We start from the raw sequence: 2,988 nt of genomic DNA, 5'->3' as shown, positions 1-2,988 counted from the left end.
CGGTCGGCCACCGACAACGGCAGGCCGTTGGTGATGTTCGCCGCGACGGAACGCAGGAACACCTGCTCCTCGGCCCCATCGAAGAATGTGACCTCGACAGTGTCCAGCCCCTTCAGGCGGGCCGCGCCGATGCGGTGCATGCCGTCGACGACCCGCATGGTCGGGCGGTGTACCAGGACCGGCGGCAGGGACGCGTATACGGTCGCGAGGCGCTGCACATGGGAACGATCGATTCCGTTCAGGCGCGGGGAATCGGCGGGAATGAGTTCATCGATCCGTACGACACGGCGTGAACGCTCTACGGCGCGTTGGGCAGAGTCACTTTTCACGTTTCCCCCAAGACATGAGACCAGGGCTCACTTCCACATGCGGTGCCCGTGCAGAAGCTTTTCCACGTGCAGGTGATGAAGACATCCGTGCGGTCAGACTAGTGAGCCGCTCGCCCGCGCGTGTAATCCATCCGCCGCTTCGCGCCAACTCCGTGGAGTCGGTTTCAAGGTCGCCTCGACTTTGGCTAGTTGCTTGAACCGGTCGAACGAACCTAGCTTTCTCCTCGCCGCAAGGCATCCCACTCCGGACTGCGAGAATGGAGAGCGAGTTGCGCGACGACAATGAGCGAGGGGCGCCGGCCGGCGATATCCGGACCATGACCCTGGAGGCCTACGCCGACACGATCGTCCCGGGCCAGAAGCGCTTCGCGGACGACCGGGCCATCGCGGGAGTGTCCACCGGCGGTGGCGCCGTCCAGGCGGGAGCACTGGAGCTCCTGCAATGGGATGCGACCGGCATCCACGAGGGCCTGGACGACCTGGTGCGTCTGGTGAACGAGCACGCGCTGGCCTACGCGGCGGAGCGGCGCCTGACTCCCGACCCGACGGTCCCGCCCTTCGTGGCGCTCGACTACCCGGACCGGGCCGCGCTGATCCAGCGGCTGACGACACCCGGCCACCCCGAGAAGGAGTTCTGGGTGCTGCTGTCCCTCTTCTGCAACATGGCCTTCGATTCGGCCGCGCACCTCAACACGGCACAAGCGATGGAGGACGGCCACCCGGGGCTGGAGGCCATGGGCCTGAGCATGCCGGACGCCGACGGCCTGTGGCGCTTTCAGGATTACAGCTACAGGCGTGAGTTCGCCCGCCTCCACCCCGACACCACATCCACCGGGAGCCCCGCATGAGCACCACGGCCGAGCGCACTGACGTGCTCGTCATCGGCAGCGGATTCGGCGGTGCCATCGCCGCGTACCACCTGGCGGCGGGGGGCGCCGACGTCACAGTCCTGGAACGCGGTCCGTGGCTGGAGAGCAAGGAGTTCGAACACGACTACAAGCTCGGCTCCTCGTACACCCGGGCGTTCGACTTCACTGTCGGGGACGGCATGAGCATCCTCGGCGGGAACTGTGTGGGTGGCGGCAGCGTCGTCTACTTCGCCGCGATGCCCCGCGCCCCGCGCTTCGTCTTCGACCGACAGGGGTCCATAGGACGCCGGATGTGGCCGCAGGCGGTGAGCCGCGACACCCTGGACCCCTGGTACGACCGTGTCGAGGAGTCCCTGTCCGTGACCCGGCAGGACTGGAACGACGTGAGTTACGCCGGCGGACTCTGGGCCGCGGCGTGCAACCACGCCGGCCGCACCGCCAACCCCCTCGCCGTCGCCATCGACAACACCAAATGCGTGAACTGCAACTGGATGATGGCGGGCTGCCGCTTCGAGGCCAAGCAGTCCCTGCTGGTCAACTACCTGCCCGCCGCCATCGCCCATGGTGCGCGTATCCGGCCGCTGCACGAGGTCCAGCACCTCTCACGCACCCCCGAGGGCTCCTACCGGGTGCACTACAACGTCGTGCACGACGACGACTACCGCCTCCAGGCGGGCAGCGGCGTCATCGAGGCGAAGATCGTGGTCATGGCGGCCGGCGCGGGCGCGACCCCGGTGATCCTCCAGCGCAGCGAGGCTCACCTGGGCACAATGCCACGAGCGGTCGGACGCTACTTCTCCGGCAACGGTGAGCGGCTCAACACCGCCATTATCGACGAGGCCAAGGCGGCCGAGCTGTTCGGCCTGGACCGGGGCGATGGGCTGGCCTATGCGGCCAACCAGATCGGCAAGGGACCCACCGTGGCGAGCTGGGACAGGCTGGACGGCTCGTTGCCCGAGTTCTCCCGCTACTCCCTGGAGCAGCTCTACTTCCCGCCGGGCCTCGGCACGATCCTCGCCCAGGTGCCCGGCGCCACCGGCCCCTCCTGGTTCGGCAAGGAGAAGAAGGAGATCCTGAAGCAGTGGACCTCCTGGCTCACGATCTTCACGATGATCGAGGACGACAACGAAGGCGTCTTCGGCCCCCCTCCCGCCACCGGCAACGCCCACCGCATCTCCCAGCAGATGCTGGGCCGGGGCAACCTGCGCTACGAGCCGACGAAGAACACCCTTGGCGCCTGGGCCGCCTCCGACGCCGAGGTCAAGGAGATCCTGGAGAAGGACGGCCTGGCCAAGGTCATGCCTTGGACCAACGACCTGGTCGGTGCGTACACCGTCCACCCGCTCTCCTCCTGCCGGATGGGCGACGACCCGCACACATCCGCCCTGGACGACAGCAACGAACTCCGTGACCACCCGGGGATCTTCGTCACCGACGGCTCATCGGTGCCCGGCGCGCTGACGGTCAACCCCGCGATGACCATCGCGGCGCTCGCCGAACGCGCGATGCCGGGGATCGTGCGCGCCGCGCAGAGCCGGGGGATCTCCGTCACCTACGGCGCACCGGCCCCCGACGGCTCCACGAGCGGCCGCAGCAGGGTCCTTCCCCTGCTGCCGTCGGCACGCGGCTGATCCCGCGCCGGCCGGCGCCCCGTCCGCGCTCTCCGCCCGGAGCGCGGGCCACCGACCCCGCAGGTCCTCGCGGCCAGTGAGTTGCTTCACGCAACTCGGTGCGATGACCGGCCCCGACCAGAAGGGCACAGACCGATGACCGCGACGACCCCTGACTAC

The 2,988-nt window shown here is 68.4% G+C and carries 2 protein-coding genes; both read left to right on the top strand.

Annotation, left to right across the window (positions count from 1 at the left end; genetic code table 11):
- The first annotated feature begins 646 nt into the window (after positions 1-646).
- Positions 647-1,177 carry a DUF5987 family protein gene (locus ACZ7HQ_RS45105; protein ID WP_199814262.1) on the top strand — a complete coding sequence of 177 codons (531 nt, stop codon included), beginning with the start codon at positions 647-649 and terminating at the stop codon, positions 1,175-1,177.
- Positions 1,174-2,829 carry an FAD-dependent oxidoreductase gene (locus ACZ7HQ_RS45100; protein WP_030592664.1) on the top strand — a complete coding sequence of 552 codons (1,656 nt, stop codon included), beginning with the start codon at positions 1,174-1,176 and terminating at the stop codon, positions 2,827-2,829. Before ACZ7HQ_RS45105 ends, ACZ7HQ_RS45100 begins: the two co-directional genes overlap by 4 nt.
- Positions 2,830-2,988: the final 159 nt, after the last annotated feature.

This window comes from Streptomyces sp. NPDC037290 (assembly GCF_055603245.1).
Note: the sequence above shows the minus strand (reverse complement) of the source record. Positions and strands in the feature narration are given on the sequence as shown.

Coding starts and splice junctions, on each gene's coding strand:
- ACZ7HQ_RS45100 (WP_030592664.1), top strand. CDS start 1,174: ATGAGCACCACGGCCGAGCGCACTGACGTGCTCGTCATCGGCAGCGGA.
- ACZ7HQ_RS45105 (WP_199814262.1), top strand. CDS start 647: ATGACCCTGGAGGCCTACGCCGACACGATCGTCCCGGGCCAGAAGCGC.